The organism is Paenibacillus sp. MAHUQ-45 (assembly GCF_058133325.1).
The window spans coordinates 195,231-221,318 of sequence record NZ_JBYUPV010000005.1; the positions used below are offsets into that span (position 1 = coordinate 195,231).

24 protein-coding genes are annotated in these 26,088 nt (G+C 48.1%); 18 read left to right on the forward strand and 6 right to left on the reverse strand.

All coding sequences use genetic code 11. The annotated features are described in order from the left end of the window. Positions 1–39 precede the first annotated feature (39 nt). From AC3Y23_RS13575 to AC3Y23_RS13610, 8 genes are all read left to right on the forward strand, one after another. Positions 40–447 (forward strand): MerR family transcriptional regulator, encoded by a 408-nt coding sequence (locus tag AC3Y23_RS13575; RefSeq protein ID WP_379199682.1) that lies wholly within the window; start codon positions 40–42, stop codon positions 445–447. A gap of 64 nt (positions 448–511) precedes the next feature. After that, positions 512–1,444, forward strand: a complete 933-nt coding sequence (locus AC3Y23_RS13580; RefSeq protein WP_379199684.1) for an alpha/beta hydrolase — start codon at positions 512–514, stop codon at positions 1,442–1,444. A 219-nt stretch (positions 1,445–1,663) separates the two neighbouring features. Continuing rightward, positions 1,664–2,371, forward strand: coding sequence for a FadR/GntR family transcriptional regulator (locus AC3Y23_RS13585; RefSeq protein ID WP_379199686.1), 708 nt, complete (start codon positions 1,664–1,666; stop codon positions 2,369–2,371). 71 nt (positions 2,372–2,442) lie between these two features. Beyond that, positions 2,443–3,231 (forward strand): ABC transporter ATP-binding protein, encoded by a 789-nt coding sequence (locus AC3Y23_RS13590; protein ID WP_379199688.1) that lies wholly within the window; start codon positions 2,443–2,445, stop codon positions 3,229–3,231. A 250-nt stretch (positions 3,232–3,481) separates the two neighbouring features. Beyond that, positions 3,482–3,943, forward strand: coding sequence for a CcdC protein domain-containing protein (locus AC3Y23_RS13595; protein ID WP_379199690.1), 462 nt, complete (start codon positions 3,482–3,484; stop codon positions 3,941–3,943). A 44-nt stretch (positions 3,944–3,987) separates the two neighbouring features. Next, entirely contained in the window at positions 3,988–5,244 is a 1,257-nt protein-coding gene (locus tag AC3Y23_RS13600; protein WP_379199693.1) for a sensor histidine kinase, read from the forward strand. Beyond that, positions 5,241–5,918, forward strand: a complete 678-nt coding sequence (locus AC3Y23_RS13605) for a response regulator (RefSeq protein ID WP_379199695.1) — start codon at positions 5,241–5,243, stop codon at positions 5,916–5,918. Before AC3Y23_RS13600 ends, AC3Y23_RS13605 begins: the two co-directional genes overlap by 4 nt. Before the next feature lie 120 nt (positions 5,919–6,038). Next, positions 6,039–7,298: an MFS transporter gene (locus AC3Y23_RS13610; protein ID WP_379199697.1), complete on the forward strand. Its 1,260-nt coding sequence runs from the start codon at positions 6,039–6,041 to the stop codon at positions 7,296–7,298. A 135-nt stretch (positions 7,299–7,433) separates the two neighbouring features. Here AC3Y23_RS13610 and AC3Y23_RS13615 read toward each other — a convergent pair whose 3' ends face one another. After that, on the reverse strand, positions 7,434–8,636 hold the full coding sequence (locus AC3Y23_RS13615; RefSeq protein WP_379199699.1) for an MFS transporter: 1,203 nt from the start codon (positions 8,634–8,636) through the stop codon (positions 7,434–7,436). 384 nt (positions 8,637–9,020) lie between these two features. On the opposite strand from AC3Y23_RS13615, the gene AC3Y23_RS13620 reads away from it, so the two are divergent. Then, positions 9,021–10,862, forward strand: coding sequence for a UbiD family decarboxylase (locus AC3Y23_RS13620; RefSeq protein WP_379199701.1), 1,842 nt, complete (start codon positions 9,021–9,023; stop codon positions 10,860–10,862). 211 nt (positions 10,863–11,073) lie between these two features. On the opposite strand, the gene AC3Y23_RS13625 is transcribed toward AC3Y23_RS13620, so the two are convergent. Further along, positions 11,074–11,955 (reverse strand): glycosyltransferase family 2 protein, encoded by an 882-nt coding sequence (locus AC3Y23_RS13625; protein WP_379199703.1) that lies wholly within the window; start codon positions 11,953–11,955, stop codon positions 11,074–11,076. Between the two features lie 258 nt (positions 11,956–12,213). Here AC3Y23_RS13625 and AC3Y23_RS13630 point away from each other — a divergent pair, with 258 nt between their 5' ends. From AC3Y23_RS13630 to AC3Y23_RS13655, 6 genes are all read left to right on the forward strand, one after another. After that, entirely contained in the window at positions 12,214–12,651 is a 438-nt protein-coding gene (locus AC3Y23_RS13630) for a MarR family winged helix-turn-helix transcriptional regulator (RefSeq protein WP_379199705.1), read from the forward strand. Positions 12,652–12,748: 97 nt separating this feature from the next. Next, positions 12,749–13,441 (forward strand): MBL fold metallo-hydrolase, encoded by a 693-nt coding sequence (locus AC3Y23_RS13635; protein WP_379199707.1) that lies wholly within the window; start codon positions 12,749–12,751, stop codon positions 13,439–13,441. A gap of 479 nt (positions 13,442–13,920) precedes the next feature. Beyond that, entirely contained in the window at positions 13,921–14,334 is a 414-nt protein-coding gene (locus tag AC3Y23_RS13640) for a VOC family protein (protein ID WP_379199709.1), read from the forward strand. 69 nt (positions 14,335–14,403) lie between these two features. Continuing rightward, positions 14,404–15,273: a LysR family transcriptional regulator gene (locus AC3Y23_RS13645; protein WP_379199711.1), complete on the forward strand. Its 870-nt coding sequence runs from the start codon at positions 14,404–14,406 to the stop codon at positions 15,271–15,273. A 204-nt stretch (positions 15,274–15,477) separates the two neighbouring features. After that, positions 15,478–16,374 (forward strand): NAD-dependent epimerase/dehydratase family protein, encoded by an 897-nt coding sequence (locus AC3Y23_RS13650; protein ID WP_379199714.1) that lies wholly within the window; start codon positions 15,478–15,480, stop codon positions 16,372–16,374. 365 nt (positions 16,375–16,739) lie between these two features. Next, entirely contained in the window at positions 16,740–18,620 is a 1,881-nt protein-coding gene (locus AC3Y23_RS13655) for an amidase family protein (RefSeq protein ID WP_379199715.1), read from the forward strand. Between the two features lie 103 nt (positions 18,621–18,723). Here the strand turns inward: AC3Y23_RS13655 and AC3Y23_RS13660 are convergent, their stop codons facing one another. The 4 genes from AC3Y23_RS13660 to AC3Y23_RS13675 form a co-directional block, all read right to left on the reverse strand. Beyond that, positions 18,724–19,803 carry a Ger(x)C family spore germination protein gene (locus tag AC3Y23_RS13660; protein WP_379199717.1) on the reverse strand — a complete coding sequence of 360 codons (1,080 nt, stop codon included), beginning with the start codon at positions 19,801–19,803 and terminating at the stop codon, positions 18,724–18,726. Then, complete coding sequence (locus AC3Y23_RS13665; protein WP_379199719.1) at positions 19,800–20,864, reverse strand: GerAB/ArcD/ProY family transporter; 1,065 nt, start codon at positions 20,862–20,864, stop codon at positions 19,800–19,802. Before AC3Y23_RS13665 ends, AC3Y23_RS13660 begins: the two co-directional genes overlap by 4 nt. Beyond that, positions 20,857–22,203 carry a spore germination protein gene (locus AC3Y23_RS13670; RefSeq protein WP_379199721.1) on the reverse strand — a complete coding sequence of 449 codons (1,347 nt, stop codon included), beginning with the start codon at positions 22,201–22,203 and terminating at the stop codon, positions 20,857–20,859. The genes AC3Y23_RS13665 and AC3Y23_RS13670 overlap by 8 nt, the downstream gene beginning before the upstream one ends. Positions 22,204–22,362: 159 nt before the next feature. Then, positions 22,363–23,016 carry a helix-turn-helix transcriptional regulator gene (locus AC3Y23_RS13675; RefSeq protein ID WP_379199724.1) on the reverse strand — a complete coding sequence of 218 codons (654 nt, stop codon included), beginning with the start codon at positions 23,014–23,016 and terminating at the stop codon, positions 22,363–22,365. 224 nt (positions 23,017–23,240) lie between these two features. On the opposite strand from AC3Y23_RS13675, the gene AC3Y23_RS13680 reads away from it, so the two are divergent. The 3 genes from AC3Y23_RS13680 to AC3Y23_RS13690 all read left to right on the forward strand — a co-directional run bounded on the left by AC3Y23_RS13680 (position 23,241) and on the right by AC3Y23_RS13690 (position 26,056). Beyond that, positions 23,241–24,470, forward strand: coding sequence for a multidrug effflux MFS transporter (locus AC3Y23_RS13680; protein WP_379199726.1), 1,230 nt, complete (start codon positions 23,241–23,243; stop codon positions 24,468–24,470). 100 nt (positions 24,471–24,570) lie between these two features. Beyond that, positions 24,571–25,137, forward strand: coding sequence for a dihydrofolate reductase family protein (locus tag AC3Y23_RS13685; protein ID WP_379199728.1), 567 nt, complete (start codon positions 24,571–24,573; stop codon positions 25,135–25,137). Between the two features lie 121 nt (positions 25,138–25,258). Next, a complete protein-coding gene (locus AC3Y23_RS13690) occupies positions 25,259–26,056 on the forward strand; it encodes a helix-turn-helix domain-containing protein (protein ID WP_379199730.1) in 798 nt (265 codons plus the stop codon). Positions 26,057–26,088 lie beyond the last annotated feature (32 nt).

The following is a 26,088-nucleotide window of genomic DNA, read 5'->3' on the forward strand; positions in this document are numbered from 1 at the left end:
TAGAATAAGAGCAGATGGATGGTGAGAGGAGTCACGGTGATGACGGGATACTTACGTGGACAGGTAGCGAAAATAGCTAATGTGAATATGGAAACGTTAAGATATTACGAGAAACAAGGGTTGTTGCCTCCGCTACAGCGGTCAGAATCCGGCTACCGTATCTATTCAGAAGAGGTGCTGGACCGACTGACATTTATCCATAACGCCAAAACCTGCGGATTCACGCTGAAGGAAATAAGAAAGGCCTTAACCAAATCAAGAAATAGTGAAATAAACATTAATGATTTCATAATGACCATAGATCGAAAACAGGAGAAGATCAGATCCGAGATCTCGAAAAAAGAGGACACACTGCTGGCGCTGACTCAGTTGAAAAGCAACTTACAGGCCACGGATAGACATCCTGGCGTGCAGGCGACACTGCAAATCCTCAATATGGATTCCTAGTTGACCCTGTACCTAACTACAGGTCTTAAAGTAATTGTAACAAGACCAGTAGGAGGGCGTTAATATGTTAAGGACCAGTGTAGAGCAGCTAGAGGCTATTAAAGACTATTTGCGGCAAAACAATAATTATGCGAGTCAGACGGTGGCAGAGATAAGGCGGAGCATGGCAAATTCGGCAGCGGGAATGCCGAGGCACGATGAGATAACTTACCGGACAGAAAGCATCGGATCGCTGCGGGGCGAATGGGCTATTCCTGGCAACCTGGTTCCTGATATGGAGAACAAGGCGATTCTGTATTTCCACGGAGGAGGCTTTGTTGCTGGAACTTGCGATTTTTACCGGGATCTATGTACTAGAATCGCAAAGTCCAGCGGGATTAAGATACTCGCTGTGGAATACCGACTGGCCCCTGAACACCCTTTTCCCGCCGCCAATGACGATTGTCTGAACACATACCGCTGGTTAAGGAATCAAGGTTATGCTGCCGGAGATATTATACTGGGGGGAGATTCTGTAGGAGGCACGCTTGTCCTGATGACCCTATTATCATTGCGGGATCAAGGCGAGGAGCTGCCGGCCGGAGCTTTTTTGCTATCCCCGCACACAGATCTGGTTCATCTGGATGGAGAATCGTACAGCAGTCGTGCAGCACTTGATCCAACAGGGAGTCGGGCCGCCAATGAGAGGATACTGGAAGACTATGCAAGTATCAAGGAAGCAGAGCACCCGTTACTTTCTCCGCTAAGGATGGATCTACACGGTTTACCTCATTTATGGATACAAGTGGGAGATCATGAGGTGCTGCTAAGCGATGCAATCCGATTGCAGGAACGGGCCGATGCGGCCGGCGTTAAGGTGGAACTGGAAATCTGGGAGAATATGTGGAGCGTGTTTCAATTCCTGGCTCATATGCTACCCGAAGCACAACAGGCGATAGATCATATTGGTGGATTCGTCAGGAAAAGGCTGGAGGGAACGTCGCCGAGCAATTTCTGAAAAGGATTAAGAAACACCGCGGTAATGTCATGCTATGGCGGGAGGCGGGCTTATGCAAGGAATCGTGGGTCCCAAACAGAGTTAATTTGTTCTAATCCTAAACCTGGTGAGGCCTTGAAAAGACGCTATCACCGGGTTTTTCTACATGCGAATTTGGAAAAAAAGAGGTTGCCCCCATAACCGCACCGTGATATTATCCAATAAACAGGAGATGATCTGATGAATTCTAAAGTTTCATTCAAGGCATTGAATCGTCCCAAGCTGGTGGATGATGTGGTCAATCAACTGCAGAAGAAAATTTCCGACGGAGAGCTCAAGCACGGTGATAAAATCCCCACGGAACCAGAGCTGATGGAGCAGTTCGGCGTTGGACGCTCGACGATCCGCGAGGCGGTCAGGGTGCTGGTGCATGCAGGTCTGCTGGAGAAGCGGCAGGGCTTTGGCACGTTTTTGACAGCCGACCCTATTATTCATGAACCGCTGGTTCACCGGCTGCGGAGAGCTGAATTACTGGAGGTATACGAAGTAAGGAAGATGCTGGAGCTGGATATTTCCCGGCTGGCTGCACAGCGGCGGAGCGAGAAGGACCTAGAGCATATGCGGACCGCACTGGATCAGAGGGTGCAGGCACTGGACAACGACGATACGACCGCCTACCTGAATGCGGATATCGCTTTTCACCTGGCAGTGGCGGTAGCGAGTCATAACAGCATTGCTGCTGATTTGTACAGAACGTTCTCGTCCGTGCTGCTAGACTCGCAGCATACGCTGGCCAAAGATCAGGAAGTACATGACCCGCATCATCTTTTTCATGAGAATCTGTATCTGGCGATCCGGGACAAGGATGTGGCTGCGGCCGAGCACTGGACACTGCAAAATTTGAACGGCACCGTGGGGCAACTCAAGAAATTTCTGAATCAGGATTAAATTTTTTTGAAGTCAAACATCAGATGATATGATGAATATCGCCCATTTTCCTTCAAGGAGTGATTAAGCAGATGACGAATGTGATCGAAGTGAACAATGTAAGCTGGAACCGGGACAACAAGACGATCCTGGAGCAAATTGACTGGACCGTGACCAAAGGAGAACATTGGGCGATCCTGGGACTTAATGGCTCGGGCAAAACGACGCTGTTAAACGTCATCAACGGTTATATCTGGCCGACCAAGGGTCAGGTATCTGTGCTTGGGCACAGATTCGGGGATGTGGACCTTCGGGAGCTGCGCAAGTCCATCGGCTGGGTCAGCTCCTCATTACAGGAGAGATTGCATGCCAATGACAAGACCCAGAATGTGGTGATCAGCGGAAAACATGCCTCCATCGGATTATACGCCGAGCCGAGTGAGGAAGATTATGAACAGGCCCGGAAGCTGATGGAGCGTTTGTCCTGCCTTCATTTGCTGGATCGCGCTTATCAATCCTGTTCACAGGGAGAGAAGCAGAAGATTCTGATTGCCCGGGCACTGATGGCTTCGCCAAGACTGCTTATTCTGGATGAAGCTACGAACGGACTTGATTTCCTGTCCAGAGAAGCGCTGCTTGCAAGCATCAGTGAGTTGGCTCAGGAGCCGGATGCTCCAACGCTATTATTCGTTACCCATCATATCGAAGAGATCCTGCCTGTATTTAACCAGACCTTGCTGATTCGGCGGGGCGAAGTATACTCTAAAGGTCATTCACAAGAGGTTTTGACCAGCGCCAACCTGACCTCTTTCTTTGAAACCCCGGTTCAGGTGAGTTGGCAAAATCAGCGGGCCTGGCTCTCTATTCCCGAAAATAACTAAGACGAGCTTCCATGAAGACATAGCCTTAACAGGCTGTGTCTTTTTTCTTTGTCCCATAAGGCGGGACGTTCTATAGGTATTAATGCAGGGCCGAGAGGGCAAAATGCCTGCATCAGGCATTTCGGACTCTTTCCCAAGATCCATCTCCGGGTGGAGCGTGAGCATCAACCTGTGGGTGGACTCCATAGAACCGTAATTTCGGTACAATTATGCCATGCCTTACAAATTGCCACAGAAAAGAGGAATTCAAATGAGTATGACCAACTATGTGATTGTGGTGATCCTTGTTGTAATTTTAAATCTGCGGGAAAAAGAAATCAGACCCTCCCGTTTATGGATTACCCCGATTCTTTTTGCATATTTGATGTTGTCCAGTATGACCACAATCGACCTTACTCCTGGCAGTTTGCTGGTCTACCTGATCTGCATCGTCTTAGGTCTTGCTCTGGGCGCCTGGAGAGGCAAGCTTCAGAAGGTGCGGGTGAATCCTGATACGGGCAAAATCACGTCGCAGGGCTCGGTAGCCGGCATTGTGATTTTTCTGGCCGTGATGCTGATTCGCCATCTTGCGCAGTACTGGGGTGCGCATCATGCTGTGTTGTCTATAAGCACCGGATTGCTATTTGTTTCGATTGCTAACGTCTTTGCTCGCCGCTATTTTGTATATCTGAAATACAAACAGTTGGCAGGATATTCCGGCAGATTGAGATAAAGGTGTTATAATGAGATATCATTCCAAATGGCAAGGATTCTATTATGAAAATCAAACCAAAGCTCGGTCCATTGGCAGGCTTTCTCCTGACCCACCAGCGAAAGATCGTCCTTAGTCTTATACTGTTATATACGCTAAATGTTGTTCCCCAAATCATAGTGCCTTCGTCCAGATTCCCCGCAGCAGGCCCGGCTGTGGGAATACTGGCGGTGCTGATTTATTTGGTCCTTTTGTGGTTGCCAGGGTCGAGCGTCAAGGCCTCCTGGCGTGGCATTATGGTGCTGCTTAGCTGGCTGCTGACATTGCTCTATTGCCAGATGTTCAGTACCCCGGCACCGCTGATTGTCTTTGTTTTCTATCTTATAGGCTATGCTACGCTGCGGCTTCCGTTGTTTTTTTCGATCCTGCTGGGCGTATTGATGATATCAGGTGATGCTCTCATTTTCTTTCTGTACGGGGTGCAGAAGAATGATATTTTAGTCGCTTCTGTTCTCCACATGGGTACGTACATTATATTTTGGGGAGTGCGGGTCCGCAGGGAAGCTACCCGGTCCAGTATGCTCCATTATGAGCAATTGCAGGCGGTTCATGCGGAGCTGGAGCAAGCGCATCATCAGTTGCAACATACTCACCAGGAGTTGGAGGAGGCAACGGTCCAACTGCTTCGTTATGCTGTTCTGGAGGAGCGAACCCGCATTTCCCGTGATCTTCACGATAGTATCGGCCACGGTCTGACTTCCGTGATCGTGCAGCTTCAGGCGTTGCCCTTTATGATGAAAAGTGATGTTGCTGAAGGTGAAAAGGCGCTGCGGACGGTTCTTGACGTCGCCCGTCGATGTTTGCAGGATGTCCGATCTGTCGTCCGGCAGATGGCGACGGATGAGGACCGGCTTGGCCTTGTGGCTTTGCAAAGTCTTGTCAAGCAGGTGCAAGAGCAGGCTGGACTTATCATCAGAATGTCCGTTGACGGGGATGATCAGGAATGGGGAACAGAGATTTCCGAGCTGTTGTATCGGGTGCTGCAGGAGGCACTTACGAATGTGATCCGACATGCGCACGCTTCTCATGTTGAAGTGGTTATTACTAGCCATAGCAGAGAACTGATCCTGACTGTTGCAGATAACGGGATCTGGCAGCCTACCGCTGCGACGCAGCCCGGCTTTGGTCTAGCCAGTATGGAGGCCCGCTGTGTGCGTGCGGGCGGCATGCTGCAGATAGAAGGGGTTCAGCCGCACGGGATGAGACTGATAGTTACAGTGCCGCTGGGTGAAGAGCAAGGCAGAGAGGAAGAGAGACGATGACGGAATCAATGATTCGAGTCATGCTGGTTGACGACCAGCAGTTGGTTCGTCACGGCATGCGATACATTATTAATGCGCAGGAGGATATGGAGGTGGCGGGCGAAGCGGAGAGTGGGCCAGAGGCCGTGGAACTGATTCAGCATATCCGACCTGATGTAGTGCTGATGGATGTTCAGATGCCAGGTGGCAGCGGAATCGAAGCAACACCCCGTATTTTGGAGATTGATCCGGAGTGCAAAGTTGTTATCTTAACTACCTTTGATCAAGAGGACTATGTCTATGAAGGAATCCGATCCGGTGCGGCTGGTTATTTGCTCAAAGATGCCGCTCCGGAAGATTTGGTGGATGCAGTGCGAGCGGCATTCCGTGGGGAGGCCATTTTCCGGACTGCCGTGGCCTCCAAGGTGATCGGACGGGCCATGTCCTCCAGATTGCCAGCCCCTCTGGAGGACCCCGTGCCGGGCCTGTTACCGTCCTTCGATCCACTGACTGAGCGGGAGCTGGACGTCCTCCAGCAAATGGCATACGGACTACGCAATGAAGAGATTGCGGCCGCGCTCTATATCGGCGAGAGTACGGTGAAGACCCATGTCCACCGTATCCTGCAAAAATTCGGCGCGGAAGATCGTACTCAAGCTGTCGTATTTGCTATTCGCAATCGAATCGTCAAGTAGCCCTCCTTTTACAAAAGGAGGGTCTTTTTTTTACAGGAACTCATTTACAAATATGCGCGCTCTGATTATACTCATCCATATATTTCAATTATTACAGAGAGATTCCCTAACAAAGGAGAGTTGAAAACGTTGAGTGCAGTGCCTAACGCACCGAAATCACCAAGCCTTCTCAGCAACCGCTTCATCCAGACGATCATATTTTCTAATGTTCTGCTACAGATCGGAATCTGGGTCCGTAATTTTGCCATTTTGCTGTACGTTGCGGAGAAGACAAACAAGGATCCGTATGCGATCTCATTGATCAGCCTGGCCGAATTCGCCCCGATCTTTGTGTTCTCCTTTATTGGCGGAACGTTCGCAGACCGTTGGCGGCCCAAGCGGACCATGATCTGGTGTGATTTGCTGTCAGCGGTATCCGTATTTGCTGTGCTCCTGACTATTCATTTTGGCAGCTGGCACTCTGTGTACTTTGTGACGTTCATCTCGGCGATTCTGTCTCAATTCTCACAGCCTTCGGGGATGCGCCTGTTCAAGCAGCATGTACCTGAAGAGCAGCTACAGCAGGGGATGGCGCTATTTCAGTCGCTGATGGCGATCTTCATGGTGCTTGGACCGATGCTGGGTACCTTTGCTTACAGCAATTTAGGTCTGGAGTATTCGATAGCGGTGATGGGAGTTGTGTTTCTGCTCTCTGCGCTTGTACTGTTCAGGCTACCGAAAGATAAAGTCGAGCCACGGACGACTGAGACCAAGGGACAATTCCGTAAGGAACTGAGTGAGGGCTTTCGTTATGTATGGCAGAGTCCGGTCTTACGCATGCTTGGCGCGGCTTTTATTCTTGCCGGGCTGGCCGTTGGTGTAGCTCAGGCCTTGAGCTTGTTTATCGTAACGGAGCGGCTGGGGAAGCCTGAGAATTTTCTGCAATACATGCTAATTGTGAATGGGGCGGCTATGCTAATTGGCGGTGGAATTATTGCTGCTTTCTCAAAACGTGTGCCCCCGCAGGCTTTGCTGGGCTTTGGCATGCTGGTTAGTGCCGCATGTACGGCCGTTATTGGGCTCTCAACAAGTGTCAGCCTCACCTTGCTCGCACAATTCGTGAACGGTCTGGCCTTCCCTAGCATCCAGATTGGGATCAGCACGATGATCTTGAAATGGTCGCATGAATCCATCGTGGGCCGAGTGAACGGGGTGCTGATGCCTATGTTCACAGGGATGATGGTAATTTCCATGTCTCTGGCCGGCACATTGAAGCATGCCTATCCGCTGGTAACCATTTATGCCGGAGCCGGTGTTCTGTTCCTGCTTGGCGCACTGCTGATGATCCCGATCCTGAAACAGAGAGCACCGGAGAACTTACAAGCTGTGCCGCAGCAGTAAGGGATTTAATGTCGTTGATCATGTCGTAGATAAACAAGGGCCGCTTTCATTCTGCTCCTCCTTAAGATTAGTAGGGGGAGGGATGAAAGCAGCCTGTTTTGGATGGGGTTATGGAGATACTTCCCCCAATATAGATTAATTTCGTTCAAGTTTGGCTGAAATCCCTGTCAGAATAATTGCCGCGAAGACCATAATGGCACCGACCCAAGGTGTATGAACGAGACCCAGATGGTCGATGACGACGCTACCGACGACGGAGCCAAGTGCAATACCTACATTGAATGCTCCAATGTTAAGCGCAGAGGCAACATCCACCGCTGAAGGGACATACTTCTCCGCAAGCTGGACAATATACAATTGAAGACCAGGTACGTTCATGAAGGCGAACAGACCCATCAGAATGACACCAATGATGCCAGCAATTTTTAATGGGGCAAGGAAAGTCAGCAGGACCAATACCACGGCTTGAATCACGAACATCCAGAACAAGGCGCGGATGGGATTTTTGTTAGCCAGCTTGCCGCCAAGCGAGTTGCCGAAGGCAACGGCAATACCATAGGCGATCAGAATAATGTTAATGGCTCCTTGGCTAATGCCGGTCACATCATGCAGAAGTGGCGTTAGATAAGTGAAGGCTACGAATGTGCCGCCATACCCAAGTGCGGTGATCAGAAAACCAAGCAGCAGACGCCCATTAGTTATCAGTCGGAACATGTCGCTGAATTTGGCAGGCGGGGATTGCTTCAGATTGTTGGGGATCAAGATACTACTAGCAATGATGGCAATCACGCCAAACGCAGCCACACCCCAGAATGTTGCCCTCCAGCCGAAGGCTTGGCCGATATAGGTTCCCAGCGGAACGCCCGTAACAATAGCGATGGTCAGACCCGTGAACATTAGCGCGATAGCACTGGCTTTTTTCTCGGGAGAGACGAGCTGAACAGCGATGGTTGCACCAATGGAAAAGAAAACACCGTGCGAGAAAGCCGTTATGAAACGCGCGATGAGCAGCACGGTGAAATTAGGTGCTAAGCCTGCTATAGCATTGCCGACTATGAACACTACCATCAGGGACATCAGCAGCGTTTTGCGGCTCATCCGGTTCGTAAGTGCGGTCAGAATCGGTGCGCCAATGGCGACTCCAAGTGCATAACCGGAGATGAGCAGACCGGCCAGCGTAAGGGCAATATTCAAATCGTCAGCGATGGAAGCAAGAAGGCCTACAGGTACAAATTCAGTGGTGCCGATCCCAAACGCGCTGATGGCGAGGGCAAAAAGGGCCCAGCTTCCCGAGATTGACGATGTATTCTGATGAGACTGTGAAATAGACTGACTCATGATAATCCTCCTAAGTGTTGATATGATAACCGAAGCAGAGTATTGATGATGCCCTGCGAACGAGAGTTATTATATAGCCATAGGAATTGAAAATATAAGTACGTACTTTTAAGTGCTATAGGTACCTGGAAGTACCCTTTGTGGTCTGGCAGGGGTTCTTCTGTCTTATGAGAGTTAGTGGGAATAAGAAAGCAGATGCAGTCTTGGGTGTTCGTTGAATTCCCGAGACTGCTTTTTGGCATGTAACTGAACTGTGACAAAGGGGAGTGTTAGAAGAGATGTGTTTTTGCGGAATATATCGTAAACTATAACTATATGAATTTTTACAGGAAGAAGAGGTAAACGGTAGTTTATCATTTTAACCTAATAGATTGGAGCAATTACATGAGCTATCGCAATTTGGAAGAATGCATCATTGATCTGGAGAAAAACGGACATTTGGTTCGTATTACCGAAGAAGTTGATCCGCATCTGGAGATGGCGGCCATTCATATGAAGGTGTTTGAAGCGGGTGGGCCGGCATTGCTTTTCGAAAAAGTGAAAGGCTCGAAGTTCCGTGCGGTGTCCAACCTGTTCGGAACGGTGGAGCGCAGCAAATTTATTTTTCGCGATACGTGGGATTCGACTCAGAATGTCATTGCCTTGCGCAATGATCCAGTGAAAGCACTGAAGAATCCGTTCAAATATATCGGCACCGGACTTGCGGCAAGAAGAGCGCTGCCTCTGAAGAAATCCGGCAGTCTGCCGTCCGGCTTCCAGGAAGTTCAGATCTCCGATCTTCCGCTGGTTAAGCACTGGCAAGGGGATGGTGGAGCTTTTGTCACATTGCCCCAGGTGTATTCGGAGGACCCGGACAAGCCAGGCATTATGAACTCCAATCTGGGAATGTACCGTGTCCAGCTCACCGGGAATGAATATGAGTTGAACAAAGAGGTTGGTATCCACTACCAGATACACCGCGGGATCGGCATCCATCAGGATAAGGCCAATAAGCAGGGCAAGCCGCTTAAGGTAAGCGTCTTTATCGGCGGTCCTCCGGCACATACGTTATCGGCAGTGATGCCATTGCCGGAAGGGATGAGCGAGCTGACCTTTGCCGGGCTGCTGTCCGGGCGTCATTTCCGCTACAGCTATGTGGATGGCTACTGCATCAGCAATGATGCAGATTTTGTGATCACAGGTGAGATCTATCCGGGTGAGACGAAGCCGGAGGGGCCTTTTGGCGACCACTTGGGATATTATAGCTTGATTCACCCTTTTCCAGTGATGAGAGTGCACAAGGTGTATGCCAAACAGAATGCCATCTATCCATTCACAGTTGTAGGCAGACCTCCACAAGAAGATACTGCCTTTGGTGCGCTGATTCATGAATTGACCGGAGGGGCGATCCGACAGGAGGTTCCCGGGGTAAAAGAGGTTCACGCCATCGACGCTGCGGGTGTACACCCGCTGTTGTTTGCAATAGGAAGCGAGCGTTACACTCCATATCAGAAAATCAAGCAGCCTGCGGAGATTCTGACCATTGCCAACCGGATTTTGGGCACAGGGCAGCTCAGCCTGGCGAAATTCCTGTTCATTACGGCGGAAGAGGACAAGCAGGTCAGCACGCATGATATTGAGGATTTCCTGGCCTATGTGCTGGAGCGGATTAATCTGCGCCGGGATATTCATTTTCAGACTAACACGACAATAGATACGCTTGATTATTCTGGGACGGGGTTAAACACCGGGAGTAAGGTTGTTTTTGCGGCGGTTGGAGAGGTCAAAAGAGAGCTGTGCCGTGAAGTGCCAGGCATCCTGAAGGATCTCCCGGGAGCCGGACAAGCTCGACTGATCATGCCCGGCATTGTGGCGCTCCAAGCATCCCCATTTGGCAGCTACGATGAAGCGCAGCGGGAAATTGGTGAGTTAAGCAAGGCCATTGAGCAAAGAGGTGCACTGCCATCTTGTCCGATGATTATTCTCTGTGATGACAGTGAGTTCATGAGTGCAAAGCTGGACAATTTCTTGTGGGCTACCTTTACGCGCAGCAATCCGTCACATGACATCTACGGCGTGAACAGCGGGTATGAGCACAAGCATTGGGCCTGTGACAATGTTATTATCGACGCCCGTACCAAGCCACATCAAGCACCGCCATTGATTGAAGACCCTGTGGTGCAGAAGAATATTGAACGAGTGTTCGTGAAAGGTGCAAGCCTGGGCGGAATTGGGACAGGAAAATAAGCTATTTTATGTATTGAAAGAGCAACCTTGAAAACCTCCCGGCAGTGGCCGGGGGGATTTGCTTATATAACGCCCCTGAATCATCTGCCGATCCTGAGGAAATGCGTTGCATACATAAAACAACCCGCCGAGTGCAAAAAGCGCCTGACGGGTTGTTTCACATCCTTTACTCAATGCATGCATCAACGATTGGACGTTGGTTGCTTATAGATTAATATGGAATTCTTGATATACATCTGGAGAAAGCCATTCTTAAAATATCCTGATCGAATACATGGTGTTGTTGATTTTGATCAATTATCCAATTCGCAAAACCTGTTGCTGTTCGATAGTCCTCAATATCATCAGCATTAACCCTAAACTCAGCTAATCTAGTCATTATTGCGTATTCCTCATCCGATAATTGAATGCCTAGTTGAGAAAGCTGTCTTTCACGGATTCTTCGTGCAGTATTATCTTGTATTGGTCGATGTGTATTGGATATTTGTCCTGGATGTGGTCGATAATACATTAAATTATGAGGGATATTGGCCAATTGCGCGCTTGAGGTTAGTCTGTTCCACAGTTCATAATCCTCTGCATGAGGGTAATTATGATCATAACGAATCCCGAGACGATCTATTGAACTACTGCGCATCATAACTGAAGGATGCAGAATGCAACAATTAAATAACAACCAGACCTTAATTTCTTCATGATACATAGGATTTAATTTGACAGGCCCGAGATAGTTCGTTGTATATCCTGTTCCGCAAATATCTATGGTGGGATTCTGGTCCATAAAATAAGCCTGCACATCCAAGCGGTTTAGTGCTGCAATGTCATCACTGTCTATACGGGCGATGTACTGGCCTTGGGCTAGATCGAGCCCTTGATTCAGTGAAGTGACAATACCCATATTCTCGGCATGAAATATCTTTTTTACTCTAGTGTCTTGTATTTCATGTATGATTCCTGCTGATCCGTCGGTTGATCCGTCATCAATTATTATCAATTCTAGGTCACTTAATGTTTGCAACAAGATTGAATTAACGGCTTCCTGCAAATAGATTGCGTTATTGTAGACGGGCATAATTACAGATACTCTTGGCACCAGGCATTCCTCCTAAACACTTGTCTCTCATTAACAAAATATGATGAGATACACTAATGCGCGACAAGAGGAATGAAAAAGGGCATATTTCAGGTAGTAAACTGCCTGCATCTATTCGAGCATCACTTGCAATTGTAATCAATCTATGAAGGCATTAACCTATCAACACTGAATACAAGGTGTGTGATAAGCTGAAAGGAACGTGCTGCTTGACAGTGAAGTGAAAAAGATTAATAATTATTTAGGGAGGCTAAGTAAATGGGGCATCCATTCAGTGGATATATCGTATATTGGAATAAACGGATTTACCGCGAACTTAACGCCATGTATGACAGGAAGTTGGCAGCCTACGGTCTTACTTCAGGACAGGTGAATGTACTGGAGCAATTGTGGACCTTGGGAGATGGTATGACGCAGAAGGAATTGCATGAGCGGCTTGGTATTCGTCCGGCCTCACTTACCAATCTACTTAATGCTCTTGTAGAAGGGAATTGGGTAGTTCGTAAGTCTGATCCGCAGGATGCGCGGTCCAAACGGATTTATCTGACGGATGCAGGACTGGCTCAGAGCAAAATCTGTATGGAGATCATCACGGAGCTGGAAAGTGTGGCCCGGCAGGGGATGGCCCCGGAAGAACTCTCCCTGATGATGGTGTGGCTGCAGAAAATTCATAATAATGTTTCCGACGAGGAATAAAAACAATAGAGAGAGAGGAGGTTTTTTTTGAGAACATATTTAGTCTAACTAAATATATTTCTGGCTAGCCCATTCTAACATAGAAAGGAAGAGAGTGATGAAGATCAAACCTGTAGCTGATGGAATCTATTTACTGCCTCTGAAAAATGTAAATGCCTACCTGCTGGAAATGGAGCATGGGCTTGTACTTATAGATACGGGATTACCCGGGAGTGAACATATAATTATAACAGCCATTGAATCGCTGGGTCACAAGCGTGAGATGTTGCAGTCTATTTTGCTTACGCATTGCCATACCGATCATGCTGGAAGTGCAGCAGCACTAAAACGGATGCTTCCACATGTTAAAATCTATGCCAATGCCATGGATGCGGACATTATAGAGAAGGGGTTGCAGATGCGGCCGATGTCTCCGGCTCCGGGTCTGCTAAACAAGCTGTTGTTCCGTCTCTTTGGCAAGGGGACTCCCATCGAACCTGTTCAGATTGATGTTAGATTAGCAGATGGTGAGCATCCTGATTTTTCTGATGACTTAATGGCTGTTCATCTCCCAGGCCACTGTTTGGGTCAGCTTGGTTTCTTGCATTCTGGTCATGGCGGAATTATGTTCGTAGCAGATGTGGCAACTAATATGACGGGTCTTGGTTTCAGTATGGGGTATGAGGATTTAGAGGTTGGGAAGCAAAGTATTCGAAAATTGGGTCAATACGATTTCGAAATCGCCTGCTTCGGTCATGGTAGACCAATCATGTGGGAAGCTTCACGCCGGTTTCAGAATATGTTGCGGTAATGGTTACGATAGTACCTGACTAATTAACGCACAGCAGCCCTCCGCGTGGAGAGGCTGCTGTTTACGTATATTCTAGATATCATTAAAATATTGTCTATGGTCATAAACCACTAGGAGGCTTGGGGAGAATATATGCTGTTAGCAGAAGAAGATTATCAGTATAGAGACACATATTTTATAGTGTGGCATGCAGAGGGACTACTCCCCATCTTGTTTATCGTCGTTATCATTGCAGTGGGGTTGTTTTGTTGGAGGAAAGGCATAAAGCGGAGAAAGAAATAAACTGAAAGAACGGAGAAACTTATTCTTAAGTATAAGTATTATCAAATTAGATTAATTGCTCTAGTTTTATCGATTGTATGTTGATGGATTGCCTGTGTCATAATAACCAAACCGCAATCCATAAGTAATCATGTCCGACTCAGACGTGTTAATATGGGAGCTATGGACATATTTTAACTTCAAAAGGAGCGATTGCATTGACAAAAGAGTTGTGGATTAACCTTCCGGTAAAGGATCTTCAGAAGTCACGGGAGTTTTTCGGCAAGCTTGGTTTTTCGTTTCATCCACGGCATGAGAACAGTGATGAAGCGGCCGGACTGATCATTGGGGACAAGAATGTGCTAGTGATGCTGTTCCCTGTGGATACTTTTAAGAGCTTTACAGGCCATGAGCTTGCAGATACGCAGCAGGGGACAGAGGTCTTATTGTCCATTGACGCAGAGAGCCGCGAAGAAGTCGATGAACTGGTGAGCAAGGTGCTGGAGGCTGGCGGCACGGTCTACAAAAAGCCCGGAGGCGAGGGCTGGATGTACGGTGCCGGATTTGCTGATCCGGATGGCCACCGCTGGAATGTGTTGTATATGGACATGAGCCAAATGCCGCAGGGATGAGATTTTTCGTGAGCGGTCTAAATGATAGGTGAATTCTGGTGTTTGTATAATAAGGAGACTGGAGGCAATATGGCAGATTTCGAGTGGTACAGAAGCTTCTGCAACATCTATAAACACAACTCGGTGTCCGAAGCTGCTAAGACCCGCATGATGACACAGCCGGCGATGAGCCAGCATCTGGCTTCTCTGGAGGCTGAAGTGGGGGAAGCGCTCTTTATCCGAACGGCCCGGAAGATGCTGCCGACTGAACGGGGGAAGGAGCTGTACTCTCAGCTGGCCCCGCTAATCGAATCGCTGGAGGAGGCGACGATGAATTTCAGAGCGGCTTCGCTGCCAACGCTTACGGTGATTAAGATAGGGACAGCGCACGAGTTCTATATGGAAAAAATACTTCCACGGCTCCATCAATACGATTTTCGCACCATTACCCAGTTCGGGACGGCCAGTGAATTGCTGGAGATGCTGAAAGAGGATAAGGTGGATATCATCATTACCTCACAGAAGGTACAGACACCGGGGATTGAGTACCTGAAATTAATGGACGAGGAATTCGCTATTGTGGCGCCGAGTTATTATGAGATACCGGATACGGATGATCTTGAGGAGAGGGAGCAATGGCTGTCTGCACAGCCATGGTTGAGCTATGGACTGGAGCTGCCAATCATCCGGCGGATATGGAGAGAGCATTTTAACAAACGCCCTCAGATCAGGCCGGTTCATGTTATTCCGAATTTACATATGATCCTAACTGCGATTGGTAACGGCACAGGTCTTAGTGTTATCACTACTTATTTGACTAATGAAGCGGCCAGAGTCAACACGAAAGAGATTTATGAAGATTTAAAAGTGAAGAATGAATTGTTCTTTGCTTATAAGCTTAAGCACAAGCATTTGCCGCAGATCCGCGAGATTATGGCGGTCATTCGTGAAGAGGAATAGAGATCGTCCAGTGTTTGCTGGGCGGTCTTTTTTATATTCTTAATTATAAATATATTTATGGTTAACTCTATAATTAATAATTTGTTTTATGTATTGGGTAGAACTACAATAGGGGAGCAATTCAAATTCAACACTCACCAAAGCGGTGATTGAACAACTAGGCTAATCCGCTATTTATACTAAATATATAGGAGGAGAGAACCAATGAAAGTATTCGTAACAGGTGCAACAGGTTATATAGGCGGATCTGTGGCTAAGGTGCTGATTGATGCTGGACATGTAGTCTATGGGCTTGTGCGTGATCCGAAGAAGGTGGATGCTCTTATGGACATTGGCATTGAGCCTGTACTGGGGACATTGGAAGACAACGAAGTGTTGACCAAATATGCTAGGCTAAGCGACGCAGTTATTCATACCGCCGATTCGGATCATAGAGGGGCAGTGGAGACCTTTATCACCGCCTTGCGTGGTACAGGCAAAGCTTTTCTGCATACATCCGGTTCCAGTGTGGTGGGAGATGATGCTCGGGGGGATACCCAAAGCGACAATATATATGACGAGGAGACGCCGTTTGTTCCAATGGATATCCGGGTTGACCGGGTAGCTATTAACAATTTGGTGCGCCAAGCCGGAATCGATGAGTGGGTGAGAAGCGTCGTTATTGTGCCTACCATGATCTACGGCGATTCCCTAGGCTTACCGACAGAAAGCGACCAGTTGCCGCAGATGATCCGTAAATCAAAGGCGGTGGGAGCAGGCGTTCATGTGGGCAAAGGTGTGAACCGCTGGTCCAACGTTCACATCAAGGATTTGGCGGAATTATATCGATTGGCTCTGGAAAAAGCTCCTTCTGCTTCGTACTTTTTCGCTGAGAATGGGGAAGAGTCCTTTCAGGATATCGCGAAAGCGGTCAGTGAAGCACTGGGTTTTGGGGGCACAACATTGAGTTGGCCGGCCGACGAGGCCATTGCAGAGCTGGGCGACTGGGCTCGCTTTGCCATCGCTTCCAACAGTCGTGTGCGGGCGATACATGCTAGAAATCTGTTGGGCTGGCAGCCTTCTGCAGAACCTATGCTAAGCTGGATAACAAGCATCTCATAAGTATGAATTCGTCCCTTGCAAGACGGCAGAAATGCCGTTTTTTTTGTGTGCAATAATCTATCGCAACGAAAGGATAAAGCGATAATATACGATATTAATGTTAGATAATATTACATATAACATGGTATTTATTATTATTTTTGTATTCATCGTCATATTAGTACAATCAAATTTTATATAAAAATTATATATTATAACTTGAAAAAGATAGTATTAAGTCGAGAATAGTAGATAATTTAAGATAATAAACTATGAAATCGCTTTTTATTCAGAATTTTATGTTTGTAAGGAAATATAACACGGAATATAATGAGGGGGAATTACTAGTCAACCAGATTACATAACTTGAAAGCGGGGGAGTCATCATGTTCAGAAAATCCAGATTTACTATCATCTCCGGTCTAGTAACAGGCGCCTTATTGTTGTCCGTTCCGTTGTCTGCTTTTGCAGCACCGACGGTGGCAGCTCCTATCAAACCGGTTACTTCACAGGAATTAGTCTCCCTGATGAACGATGCCAGTTCACGGGCTGGAAGCACCGTTTCCTTTCATATGAAAGAGGCCCCAAGCGTGTCCCGCGAAGAGTTAGCTGTTATGCTGGGAACTTCATTGAAGCTGGCAGATGCCAAGGAGCCGTTCGTCGACGTGCCTGATCATTCAGCGTCCGCAGGGGCGATTGGAGCTCTGAATGAGAAACAGCTTATGCAAGGAACGAGTCCGGGCCGATTTGAACCTAAAGCGCTTTTGACAGAGAAGCAGGCTCAGGTGCTGGCTGACCGTCTCTATGATTATCTGAAGCCCTTTGAATTGGTAGAAGCGACGATTGCTGATATTCAAAAAGCTGTCGGTCAAGGGAAGCTGACTTATAAACAGTTGACCCAAATGTACCTGGATCGGATCAATAAGTACGATCACCAAGGGGTTAAGCTAAATGCAGTAATTACTGTGAATTCCGATGCTCTTAAGACCGCTGAAGCGATGGATAAAGAAAGAGAGACCCAAGGCATTCGTGGGCCGCTGCACGGGATTCCTATTGTCGTAAAAGATAACTATGCTACTGCTGATCTGCCTACCACCGCAGGCTGTCTTTGCCTGAAGGATGCCATCCCGACGCATGATGCGGAGATGGTTAAGAAGCTCAAGGATGCTGGTGCTATCATCATCGGCAAAACCAATCTGGACGAATTCGCCTCGGGTATTACGGGAGCCAGCTCACTGGGTGGACAGACCTTGAACCCTTATGCTCTTGACCGCTCTCCTGGTGGGTCCAGCGCAGGCACCGGTGCATCTGTAGCGGCTAACTTCGCTTTGGCCGGCCTTGGAACGGATACCGGTGGTTCGATCCGCATTCCATCTTCGTATAACAGCTTGGTTGGTATTCGCCCAACGGTGGGCTTGACGAGCCGGGATGGCATCATTCCACTGGCGCTGACCCAGGACGTAGGCGGCCCGATAGCGCGCACCGTAACGGATGCAGCAATTCTTCTGGGAACCTCCTCTGGCTATGACGCTGATGATGTGGCAACGGCCTATAGTGTTGGTCACTCCAAGACCGATTATACAAAGGATCTGGATGTCAATGGTCTAAGAGGTGCCCGCATCGGGGTAGCTACTGAGTTATTTGGTACGAAGCCGGAAGAAATGCCGACTACTAATCTGATGAATGCTGCTGTTGCCGACATGAAGAAGCTAGGGGCGATTACAACCCCGATCACCATCCCGAACCTGGCAGAAATCATGAAATATCCAAGTCTCAGTGGATATGAATTCAAATCTCAGCTGAATGAATATCTGGCGAATTACCAGCCGGATGCGCCTTACCATACGCTTACAGAGATTATCAACTCCGGACAATTCTTAAAAGGGAACGAAAGTACCTACAAGCTGCGCGATACACGTGATCTGGAATCCCAGGAGTATAAGGATATCGTCCTGAAACGCACCAAGCTGACACGCGATGCGCTCTTGAAGGTAATGGCGGACAATCATCTGGATGCCATCATCTATCCATCCACTGTACAAACCACTGTACCGATTGGCGAATCCTCTAAAGCCGGTAACAATAACCGACTTAGCCCTTTCAGCGGCTTCCCTGCGATCTCGGTTCCAGCCGGATTTACATCGGAAGGTCTGCCGGCAGGCATGGAGTTCCTGGGCCGTCCGTTTGACGAGGCTACACTGATCAAGCTGGCTTACGCTTATGAGCAAGGAACACATAACCGCAAGGCACCTGCACTTTTACCTTAAGAAGTTACCTCTATAAGCAAGTCTATTAAAGTTACAGCAAAGCAGCGAGTCTCTTGTCATGGGAGGCTCGCTGCTTTGTGATCGACAGATCATCTACAGTGCATCACATCCGGAGATCGTTTTGTCTGATTTTATCCTTAAGATAGATGTTGTTTCGGACATTAATCTCAACCTCAATTTTGGACTGCAACTGCGGGTACCATCTTTCCTTCCATTCTTTCAACTGTCCTACCGTCATCTTCGGCTTGAACAACTGTCCAATCCCAAGTACGTCTGCTTTGAGCGTATGCAGCTTGTTCATGATATCGGTGCCGCGTTTCTCGATGGATGTTTTGATCTTCTGAGTGATTTCCTGATTGGAGAGTTTTTGCTTGTTCTCGGAGACCTCGATATCCAGATGGAGTCGGCTGTTTAGCTGCGGGCCGGAATCTCCCCATTTTATTCGATGACGAACTGAGGCTTTTTTAATCAGGATGCTGGTATCCTCAGCTGTCTCAATGGTTCCTCCGGTATATTTTTCAGAAAAAATATTGTTGATTAGTGTCTCGTCTGGCGATAGTTTGCCTACCATCTTGGAACCCCTCATAATGGCTGAGCCCCTGAATTCATATAATGTGTCAGTTCCGGTCTCTACCAGTGGAATGGCTGTATCTTGTGTATAGGAACGGCTAACGTTATAAGCCTCCCACAAGCGGACAAGGGATACATTAGGCGTCCAGCCAGCTTCTTCACTGAAGTAATCGTAGGAGGACACCTCTGGCGTTGGTCCGACTTGATGGTGCAGTGCCTTCTGGAAGTCTCCGGTTACAATGGCCACCATGCCTTTGATGGAAATATCATCGGCCCGAATGGCGTAGTCTATAATGTCGTCGATTCCTTTTTCGGCCATTTTTTCACTAATGAGGATCAACCGCAAATGGAGCAGATCGACATGCTTTTCGGATTTGGTCCGGATCAAATCGAGGGCTTTGCTGATGGACTTGGCTTCCTGTTCCAGAATTTGCGTCGTCCCGGTTACAGTGGGAACCTGAAGGGTTACATGGTAAACATCACTTTTGCCATCACAGATGCCCATCACCACTGGAAGATAACGTTTGTTGATATCTTTGATATCCCAGCAGCCGCTCAGCAGCCAAGGGAGGCAGAGTGCGAGCAGTAGCAGGGGAATAATTCTGCGCTTCAAGCGGAGGCCCTCCTTTTCCTTAAACCGGACAAAGCCACGGCGAGCGGGAGGATGAGCATGCTATAAATTCCCGGGATGCTGTTCCATACTAAAAATTGATTCAAATCATAATTATTTCTAACCAGCATGCTGAGCAAAAACATGCCTACAGTCAAACCTGAAGCGATCCATACTTTGTTGATGGGCAGAAATAGCTTCTTGATCAGAGTCGTAGCTGTCCAGAGTGTTGTAGCTGCTTCGAGAATCCCTAGACCGGTGGAGGAGACCACCGAGAACGTAGGCAACCAATCGAAAACGACCCATTCCAGATCAATCGTGTCTGAGGCCATTACGTTAGGGTATTGAAAGGTGACGGCAACCTCTTCGCTGAAAATAAGCAATGGGACATAGACGACGGAGAGGTAGAAGAAGGCAAGGATAATCATAACCAACATTAATCTGCTAGGCTTAAAAGGTTTGTCGAGGGATAACATGCCAAGAAACAGAAAGCCTGAGAAAGAGATGAGGCTGGAATAATAAGACGGATGGGCCAGAAAAGACATTTTCGGGTCCCAGAGCGGGAAGAGATTATGAAAATCGAAATTATGAACACTGATAAATAGTGAGAATAGCACAAAAGGAATGTAGAAAATGAATAGCGCCGCGCTGATGCGGAGGATGACAGAGAATCCTTTGCACGCTGCATACAAGGGGAGAGCCATGTATAGCAAAGTGATGGCCCAAAGCGGAGTTTCCTGAAGCAAGACCACGTTGATTTTGAAAATTTGGTAACGGTTTAACAAGGTAAGGTGGAAGAACAGGAAGACGGCGAAGGGAAGAAGAATTAGCCGGGCCAGCCATATACTTGTTGCTTCGGAGATGATTTCAATCATATTTTTCCCCGGGAATCGGGATAAACCCTTCAGGTAGATCCAGACTAGCAGCATTTCCACCACACAGTTAAGCAGGATGGCTTCCCAATGAGCTAACGAGGTGACTTCCATGATTCTCACGGTAAAAATGGACAGCATCGCTGTCAGATGCAGTTGGATAAACAGCATGACAACCATGGGTTTAGTCATCCGGACTTTTTCCTTTCGTGCTAAGGCTTAAGTAAGGCACTGAGAACGTCTTGAGTGCGGCAAAATAGATGAACAGCCAAACCATTGCTACCTCTAATCCCAAGATGCCATAAATAGAACTAAGGATCAGGACGACGTACTTGAAGATGCGAATTCCAATCGTGTTGAGGTATCCAGCCATCGAAAAATTGGAAATGGTCGTTGCGGCCAGAATGATAATCAGCAGATTGCTCACCAATCGGGCTTGTACAATCGCCTGCCCAAGGATAATGCCACCAACCATCGTGATGGTGGGGCCGATGTTCTTCGGCAGTCGGATGGTAGCTTCAATAACCATCTCCATGAGGAGCAGCATCAGCATGACCTCTACGAAGGAGGGATAGGGGACGCCCTCCCTGCTCTTCGCGACAGAAATCGCCAGCTGAATTCGTAGAAGTTCTGGATTTACAGAATTAAGCACAACATACAACCCGGGCATAATGATCGCGAAGGCTATGCCTGCAATACGGATACAGCGGAAGAACAGGAGATACAAGTAAGGATAGTTTAGGTCCAGCTTAAAAGTCCACAAATCTTTGACGATGGCTGGAAAAGAGAAGGCGTAAGGAAACAGATCCATCAGAATCACCACTTTTCCATCCAGCAGGTTCTGTGCGGCCTCTCCGGGCAGCTCTGAAGATAAATAGGTGGGAATCAGTGAATATTTAGGCTGCTCCAGCACCTGCAGTAAGCCGTTCACATGGATGACATCTTTATGCTTGTTTCTGAAGAGTCGTTCTTTGACAGATTGAACAACCTTGGGGTTGGCTGCATTTTTCATATAAATCAGTGCGATTTCCCTGTGGGAATTGGTACCCAGAATATATGTTTCGATGACGAGCTCTTTATTGCTAAGCCTTCTGCGGACCAGGCCAATGTTAGTATCCAATTTCTCTGTAAATCCATCGATGGAGGACTGAATCGGATTCTCGTTCTCCGCGGCCGTGATGGAGCGATTAAGCGACCGCATATCTGCGTTCAGCACGAGCGGCTTTCCAGAATCCGGGTCCTTAGCAATCAGTTTGCCTTTGATGAGGGAGTCGGCTACTTCCTGATAGGAGACATCCGGCTTAAACTCCAGTGGAAGTAGATCTCTCTCCAGGGAGGGATTATCGTCCCCGGTACCCGATATGATCTGATCCAATGTAATCAGCGTACTCGAAAGATCCACGAGCGAGCTGAAATAATATACTTTTGCCGATTGACCGGATAACGTGACTGTCTTCATGGAAAAATCGCTGTTCAGCTCGAAAGTTTGAATCAAATCCGTTTCCCAATCTTGTTCGATCAGGCTGCTCATAATAACCACCTCGCACATATTCTGTGATGGTTTCCATTTTTTTATCCATTCGTGAGAACTGAGAGTTCAGCACAAAAAAAGGACGCCGGAAAATGAGTTCCACGGCGCCTGTTATTATTAATATTCAACTGAGTTAAAAGAGTGGGAAAGCTGATGGCGTTACCTGCGCGAGGACTCTTTTTCTTTGCGTACTCGCAGCTCCCGCTGGTAGTTGTAGAGTGTGGCCTGGGAGATAGAGAGCAGCTCACAGACTTTGGGGACCGCGTCCTTAACGTCGAAGACGCCCTTGTCGTCCAATTGCTGGATAATCTTCAGCTTGGCTTCCTTGGAGTCCATGGAGAATGGCTTGGCTTTGAAAATCTCCTCCATAATGAGCTTTGTCGTGATTTGTTTGATGGTTTCGCCGCCTGGTTGTTCTTCCACCTCATAAGTGACAGTGCTGGTGAGGTGGGTCAACAGATCCATAGCGCTTTTATAGGCAGAGATGTCTTGGTTGACACAAAGTGTGTATTTGAGGTTGCCATCCTGATCTTTGATGAAAAGGGTGGATGATTTAAGTGGCTTGTTGCTCTTGGCAGTGCTTAAGTAACCGATCAGTGTGCTATTTTGCTCGGCGCTTTGCGAGAGTAGGGCGATGGTGTTGGAATCCTCCAAATCACCTACCTGTCTTTCGGTGATATGGCCGTTTTCGATATGAATGATTTCTGCGTTCTCCATGTCATGCACAACCACTTCCGTAGAAGGCCCCATCAGGGCTGCGATCATAACCGAAATGCTCTTCAGCAATCCAGCAACATCGATGTTATTCTGCATTTGAATGACTCCTGATTCCATTGGATTTGTAAAAAAATTATAACATATAGCAAGGAAGCAGGCGAAACTCGTGCTGTTTATTCATTGGAAAGGAGATAAGCATAAACTTACCAGTGTTCAATTAAAGATTGACAGGGTAAGATATGTCTTATAAATTTGTTATAAATGTTGTAATAAAATTATAACAACGTTATCTCTTAAAGACAGGTTGTGAAGTGGGAACTATGAATTCTAGCTCCAATGTAAACACCCGGACGTTAGGCAAAGCTGGTCGTCTGTGGATTGCTTTGATTCTGGGGGCGCTCACGGCATTTGGGCCGCTGTCCCTTGACATGTATCTACCTTCTCTGCCGGATCTAGCTAGGGATCTGCATTCCAGTCCCTCGCTGGCTCAACTGAGCCTGACGGCATGTCTGGTGGGTCTTGCAGTAGGGCAACTGGTCGCCGGACCGCTTAGTGATGTACGCGGTCGACGGATGCCTCTGATCGTTGGTTTGTCGCTCTATGTGATTACTTCGTTTCTCTGCTCCATGAGCACATCGATTGAAGCGCTCATTGTTCTCCGATTCATTCAGGGTCTGGGTGGCTCGGCGGGGGTTGTCGTAGCCAGAGCGATAGCTCGGGATATGTATTCCGGGACGGAGTTGACCCGGTTCTTTGCCTTGTTAATGCTTGTCAATGGAGTGGCTCCTATTGCGGCACCCATTGCTGGCGGCCAATTATTGAGATTCACCTCTTGGCCGGGGGTGTTCATCGTGCTTGGTGTGATTGGACTTGTAATGTTGGCCTCTGTCCTGTTCGGTCTGCGTGAGACCCTGCCAGAGGCGCAGCGGTCAGGAGGAGGGCTGAAAAGTACGCTGGCCACCTTTGGCCGTCTGCTGAGTGACCGAATGTTCATGGGATATGCTCTTTCCCAGGGACTGGTGTTTGCAGCTATGTTTGCTTATATTGCGGGTTCACCGTTTGTGATTCAGGATTTGTTCGGAGCGACCCCTCAAATATTCAGCGTGATCTTTGCCGTGAATGGTCTCGGAATTATTATCACCGGACAGGTTACGGGCAAATTGGCGGAACGGTTCGGTGAGACAAAGCTGCTGGTGACCGGACTGATCTACGCCGCAGTCGGTGGTCTACTACTACTAATAATGACCTTGCTTGGAGCCGGGCTAATCGCTATTCTGATTCCACTGTTCATGGTGGTGTCCAGCGTAGGGATTGTTAGCACGGCGGCCTTCTCCCTGGCGATGCAGCAGCAGGGACAATCTGCGGGCAGTGCATCCGCTCTTCAAGGTCTGTTGTCGTTGATAGGTGGAGCGCTGGTCGCCCCTCTGGTTGGGCTTGGCGGCAGCGGGACGGCGCTGCCGATGGGGATTGTCATCGCGGCGGCTGATGTAGGCGCCGTTCTCTGTTATGTGCTAATGATTCAGCGGTCAGGGAAGAGAGTCGGAAAATAGCAATTGATAAGAAGTCCTGCACGTTGTCCCATGGTATACTTAGAGCATATTCCTTTCAATAGATGTGCTAAGTCAGTCGGGATGGTGATGGAGGGAGTTCATGCGAAAAGTAGTTCTGAAAATGAATGTCTCTCTGGATGGATATATCAGCACGCCAAGCGGCGGGGTAGATTGGATCTTCAATAGCTTCGATAGTGGGCTGGAGCAGTATTTAGTAAACCTGTTCTGGCAGGCCGATACCCATATTATGGGCAGAATAACCTATAATATGATGTCTGAACATTGGCAAGATTCTACAGAAGGCTATGCTGCGCCAATGAATGAAATTCCTAAGGTGGTGTTCTCCAGAACCCTGAAAGAAGCGAGCTGGCAAAATTCACGGCTTGTACAAGGTGATCTGGAAGAGGAGCTTGCCTTCCTGAAACGGCAGCCTGGCAAGATGATTCTAGCTCATGGGGGTGCTGGCTTTGCGCAATCCCTGATGAGGCTGGGGTTGGTTGATGAGTATCAGCTGATGATTCATCCTGTAGTGCTGGGAGAAGGAATTCCGCTCTTTAAGGACATGCACCAAGCGCAGCCTCTTAAGCTGTTGGACACGCGGGTATTTGATGCTGGGGCAGTACTTCATGTATACCAACCAGCAAACAGTCTGAAATATCATCATTGAGCAGAAATAAGACCTCCACAGCGATGTGGAGGTTTTTTGGTTTATTATGGATCCGAAATATGATAAACTAATGGCGAACTTACGTTCTTTACCTCATAAAATATTCCTGAAGGGGTGCGCCATGCCTTTGTCCAACCGGTATGCAGAAATCGACGGGGTCATTGCCTATATTCACCGCCATCTCTATGAACCTCTGCCACTGTCCCGGCTGGCCAGATACGCGGGCTACAGTCCTTTTCATTTTACACGTATATTTAAACAAAGGTTCGGTCTGCCACCCCTCTATTATGTTTCTTCTCTTCGGCTGCAAAAGGCAAAGGATCTCCTACTGCGCACGAGCCTGAGTGTCCGTGATATCTCCCTTGAGATTGGTCAGCAAAGCCAGGGCACCTTCACGACCCGCTTTGTCGAACGGGTCGGCGTGACACCGTCTGAATTCAGGCATTCACGGCTTCAGGCGGAGGAAAATTTGAAGTCCTTGCAAAGCCTTGGAGGTTGGAGGGAATGGCAGCCTGAGGCCGCTCGAATAGGGACAATCGAGGGGACGGTGCGGACAGAGGTTCCATTTCAGGGGGTCACGCTGGTGGGATTGTTCGCCAAACCCATCCCTGAAGGTCTGCCGCTGTACGGAATGCTGCTGCACAATATGGGCGATTTTCGCTTTACGAATGTAAGTCCAGGCAGCTATTATTTGATGATTACCTCTGTCTCCTGGGGGACGCAGGCTCTTGATTTTTTGCTGCCGTACGCGACCTTGCGGGGCCGTACGGACGAACCGCTGGTTGTTACTCCCCATTCACCGGTCCCTTATCAGGAAATTACCTTGCATCCTCCCCTGCTGGGTGACCCGCCAATTCTGATTTCGTTACCGCTCTTGATGAACCATTTTCTTAGCAGAATAATGTATGCCAGGAAGTAAAAACTTGAAATATATTATATAATAGAGGGAAG

Excerpts from the sequence above, each read along its gene's own strand:
- AC3Y23_RS13585 (WP_379199686.1), top strand. The coding sequence starts at position 1,664 with ATGAATTCTAAAGTTTCATTCAAGGCATTGAATCGTCCCAAGCTGGTG.
- AC3Y23_RS13600 (WP_379199693.1), top strand. The coding sequence starts at position 3,988 with ATGAAAATCAAACCAAAGCTCGGTCCATTGGCAGGCTTTCTCCTGACC.
- AC3Y23_RS13580 (WP_379199684.1), top strand. The coding sequence starts at position 512 with ATGTTAAGGACCAGTGTAGAGCAGCTAGAGGCTATTAAAGACTATTTG.
- AC3Y23_RS13690 (WP_379199730.1), top strand. The coding sequence starts at position 25,259 with ATGCCTTTGTCCAACCGGTATGCAGAAATCGACGGGGTCATTGCCTAT.
- AC3Y23_RS13575 (WP_379199682.1), top strand. The coding sequence starts at position 40 with ATGACGGGATACTTACGTGGACAGGTAGCGAAAATAGCTAATGTGAAT.
- AC3Y23_RS13605 (WP_379199695.1), top strand. The coding sequence starts at position 5,241 with ATGACGGAATCAATGATTCGAGTCATGCTGGTTGACGACCAGCAGTTG.
- AC3Y23_RS13590 (WP_379199688.1), top strand. The coding sequence starts at position 2,443 with ATGACGAATGTGATCGAAGTGAACAATGTAAGCTGGAACCGGGACAAC.
- AC3Y23_RS13670 (WP_379199721.1), bottom strand. The coding sequence starts at position 22,203 with ATGAGCAGCCTGATCGAACAAGATTGGGAAACGGATTTGATTCAAACT.
- AC3Y23_RS13630 (WP_379199705.1), top strand. The coding sequence starts at position 12,214 with ATGGGGCATCCATTCAGTGGATATATCGTATATTGGAATAAACGGATT.
- AC3Y23_RS13650 (WP_379199714.1), top strand. The coding sequence starts at position 15,478 with ATGAAAGTATTCGTAACAGGTGCAACAGGTTATATAGGCGGATCTGTG.
- AC3Y23_RS13615 (WP_379199699.1), bottom strand. The coding sequence starts at position 8,636 with ATGAGTCAGTCTATTTCACAGTCTCATCAGAATACATCGTCAATCTCG.
- AC3Y23_RS13645 (WP_379199711.1), top strand. The coding sequence starts at position 14,404 with ATGGCAGATTTCGAGTGGTACAGAAGCTTCTGCAACATCTATAAACAC.
- AC3Y23_RS13595 (WP_379199690.1), top strand. The coding sequence starts at position 3,482 with ATGAGTATGACCAACTATGTGATTGTGGTGATCCTTGTTGTAATTTTA.
- AC3Y23_RS13665 (WP_379199719.1), bottom strand. The coding sequence starts at position 20,864 with ATGACTAAACCCATGGTTGTCATGCTGTTTATCCAACTGCATCTGACA.
- AC3Y23_RS13685 (WP_379199728.1), top strand. The coding sequence starts at position 24,571 with ATGCGAAAAGTAGTTCTGAAAATGAATGTCTCTCTGGATGGATATATC.
- AC3Y23_RS13680 (WP_379199726.1), top strand. The coding sequence starts at position 23,241 with ATGAATTCTAGCTCCAATGTAAACACCCGGACGTTAGGCAAAGCTGGT.
- AC3Y23_RS13635 (WP_379199707.1), top strand. The coding sequence starts at position 12,749 with ATGAAGATCAAACCTGTAGCTGATGGAATCTATTTACTGCCTCTGAAA.
- AC3Y23_RS13655 (WP_379199715.1), top strand. The coding sequence starts at position 16,740 with ATGTTCAGAAAATCCAGATTTACTATCATCTCCGGTCTAGTAACAGGC.
- AC3Y23_RS13620 (WP_379199701.1), top strand. The coding sequence starts at position 9,021 with ATGAGCTATCGCAATTTGGAAGAATGCATCATTGATCTGGAGAAAAAC.
- AC3Y23_RS13675 (WP_379199724.1), bottom strand. The coding sequence starts at position 23,016 with ATGCAGAATAACATCGATGTTGCTGGATTGCTGAAGAGCATTTCGGTT.